The following is a 3,023-nucleotide window of genomic DNA, read 5'->3' as shown; positions in this document are numbered from 1 at the left end:
AGATCGACCGCTTGATGGCGATCATTACGCGCCTGCGGGACGAGGGCAAAGTGGTGCTCTACGTGTCGCACCGCATGGAAGAGGTGTTCCGCATCTGCAACGCGGTCACGGTGTTCAAGGACGGCCGTTACGTGCGCACCTTCGACGACATGAGCGCGTTGACCCACGACCAGTTGGTGACCTGCATGGTCGGCCGCGACATCCAGGACATCTACGACTACCGCCCGCGCGAGCACGGTGAGGTGGCGCTCAAGGTCGACGGTTTGCTGGGTCCGGGTTTGCGTGAGCCGGTCAGTTTTGAGGTGCGCAAGGGCGAGATTCTCGGTCTGTTCGGCCTGGTGGGGGCAGGGCGCACGGAGTTGTTCCGTTTGCTCAGCGGCTTGGAACGCGCCAGCGCCGGCAGCCTGGAGCTCTGCGGTGAAGCACTGACACTGCGCTCACCGCGTGATGCCATCGCCGCCGGTGTACTGCTGTGCCCCGAGGACCGCAAGAAGGAGGGCATCCTCCCGCTCGCAAGCGTCGCCGAGAACATCAACATCAGTGCCCGTGGCGCCCATGCGTCGTTTGGCTGGCTGTTGCGCGACGGTTGGGAAAAGGGCAACGCCGACCAGCAGATCAAGGCGATGAAAGTCAAAACGCCTAACGCTGAACAGAAAATAATGTACCTGTCCGGCGGCAACCAGCAGAAAGCCATTCTTGGCCGCTGGCTGTCGATGCCGATGAAGGTGCTGCTGCTCGACGAACCGACTCGCGGCATCGACATCGGCGCCAAGTCGGAGATCTACCAGATCATTCATAACCTGGCCGCCAGCGGTATTGCGGTGATTGTGGTGTCCAGCGACCTGATGGAAGTGATGGGCATCTCCGATCGCATCCTGGTGATGAGCGAAGGCGCGCTGACCGGCGAACTGAGCCGCGATCAAGCGGATGAAGCACGCCTGCTGCAACTGGCACTCCCGCGTTCGCGGGCTTGAAGAATAAGAGGGTGTAGGCATGTCTCAGGTAAAAACTGCAAAGGGCTTCTGGCCGGGCTTCAACCAGCGCAAGTTTCTCGATGACTGGGTGATGCTGTTGGCGGCATTGGGCATCTTTGTGCTCAGCGCGTTGTTTATCGACAACTTCCTCTCGCCGCTGAACATGCGCGGCCTGGGCCTGGCGATTTCCACCGTGGGCATCGCCGCCTGCACCATGCTGTTCTGCCTGGCGTCGGGGCACTTCGACCTGTCGGTGGGCTCGGTGATTGCCTGCGCCGGTGTGGTGGCGGGGATCGTGATTCGCGACACCGACAGCGTGGCGCTCGGTGTATCCGCTGCATTAGCCATGGGTTTGGTGGTAGGGCTGATCAACGGCATTGTCATCGCCAAGCTGCGTATCAATGCGTTGATCGCGACGTTGGCGACCATGCAGATCGTGCGCGGCCTGGCCTACATCTTCTCCAACGGCAAGGCGGTGGGGGTGATGAACGAGGATTTCTTTGTGTTCGGCAACGGCCAACTGTTGGGCGTGCCGGTGCCGATCATCATCACCGTGCTGTGCTTTGTGTTTTTTGGCTGGCTGTTGAACTACACCACCTATGGGCGCAACACCATGGCGATCGGGGGGAACCAGGAAGCCGCGTTGCTCGCGGGGGTGAACGTTGATCGCACCAAGATCATCATCTTTGCCGTGCACGGCCTGATCGGCGCGCTGGCCGGGGTGATCCTCGCCTCGCGCATGACCTCGGGCCAGCCGATGATCGGCCAGGGGTTCGAGCTGACGGTGATTTCCGCCTGCGTGCTGGGTGGGGTGTCGTTGAGCGGCGGCATCGGCATGATCCGCCATGTGATTGCCGGGGTGCTGATCCTGGCGATCATCGAGAACGCGATGAACCTGAAGAATATCGACACCTTCTACCAGTACGTGATTCGTGGCTCGATCCTGTTGCTGGCGGTCATCATCGACCGCATGAAGCAGCGCTAGATCGAACACCTCCCACCTTTGGATCGCCACTGTATTGAGGGGCGGTATTTGCCATAATGCCCCCGCTTTCATACCTATAGGCCCGATATGCAGGAAAACGCCCACACCCCCGTCAAAGACGCAGCCCCCACCGGCACCCAGACCCTGCTGCGTGGCCTGGGCGTCGTGCAGGCGGTGGCGGCCGGTGCGCGGGATCTGAAAGAGATCGCCAGGCGCATCGGCACCACCCGCAGCACCACCCACCGCCTGGCCAGTTGCCTGGTGGAAGAGCGTTACCTGCGCGTGGTGCCGCAAGTCGGCTACCTGTTGGGGCCGAAGTTGATCGAACTGGGGTTTCAGGCCCGCGAAGAGCTGCCGCTGGTGACCCTGGCGGTGCCGTACCTGGATGAGCTGTCGGCATTGACCGGCGACACCATCCACCTGGCCATTCGCGAATACGACGACGTGCTCTACCTGCACAAGAACCCTGGCCGCAACGGTCCGGAAATGCGCTCGCGGGTCGGCCATCGCATGCCGTTGGCGCGCACGGGCGTGGGCAAGGCGATGCTGCTGGATGACTCGGTGCAAGAGTGGCAGCGTTTGTACGAGACCAGCCTGCCGGCGGGTGGGAAAAACCTGCAATGGCCGCAGCATCCAGAACAATCCTGGGCGCAGTTCGAGCAGCGCATGCGTGAGTATGTGGTGGGCGGGTATGCGTTCGACCTGGAAGACAACGAACCGTCGATCCGGTGCGTGGCGGCACCGGTGCGCGATGCCAGCCGGCGAATCGTCGCCGGCATCAGCATCGCCAGTACCGTGCCCTACATGCCGCTGGAGAAAATGGCCGAGCTGATCCCTGTGATCAAACAGGTCGCAGCGCGGCTGTCAGCGGAGTTGGGTGCGAAGGCCTGACCAGCCCCGTAGCGTGAAGGCCCTCCCACCCATAGTATGAAGGCCCCCCGTAGCAGCTGCCGAGCGCAAGCGAGGCCGCGTCAGCGGTGTAGCTGACACACCGCAACGCAGCCTCGCTCGCGCTCGGCAGCTGCTACGGGTTTACGCGGGGTTGGTACCTACTGGGCGTGGGG

General features: G+C 62.4%; 3 protein-coding genes. All 3 read left to right on the top strand.

Annotation, left to right across the window (positions count from 1 at the left end):
* The coding region (locus tag Q8X51_RS32100; protein ID WP_407695007.1) for an ATP-binding cassette domain-containing protein at window positions 1-974 on the top strand (974 nt) is incomplete at its 5' end.
* 19 nt (window positions 975-993) lie between these two features.
* Complete coding sequence (gene araH / locus Q8X51_RS32095; protein ID WP_065924819.1) at window positions 994-1,959, top strand: L-arabinose ABC transporter permease AraH; 966 nt, start codon at window positions 994-996, stop codon at window positions 1,957-1,959.
* An 87-nt stretch (window positions 1,960-2,046) separates the two neighbouring features.
* On the top strand, window positions 2,047-2,850 hold the full coding sequence (locus Q8X51_RS32090) for an IclR family transcriptional regulator (protein WP_027603627.1): 804 nt from the start codon (window positions 2,047-2,049) through the stop codon (window positions 2,848-2,850).
* Window positions 2,851-3,023: the final 173 nt, after the last annotated feature.

The organism is Pseudomonas sp. Yb2C2, from assembly GCF_052112325.1.
GTDB lineage: Bacteria > Pseudomonadota > Gammaproteobacteria > Pseudomonadales > Pseudomonadaceae > Aquipseudomonas > Aquipseudomonas marginalis.
Note: the sequence above shows the minus strand (reverse complement) of the source record. Positions and strands in the feature narration are given on the sequence as shown.

Coding starts and splice junctions, on each gene's coding strand:
- araH (WP_065924819.1), top strand. CDS start 994: ATGTCTCAGGTAAAAACTGCAAAGGGCTTCTGGCCGGGCTTCAACCAG.
- Q8X51_RS32090 (WP_027603627.1), top strand. CDS start 2,047: ATGCAGGAAAACGCCCACACCCCCGTCAAAGACGCAGCCCCCACCGGC.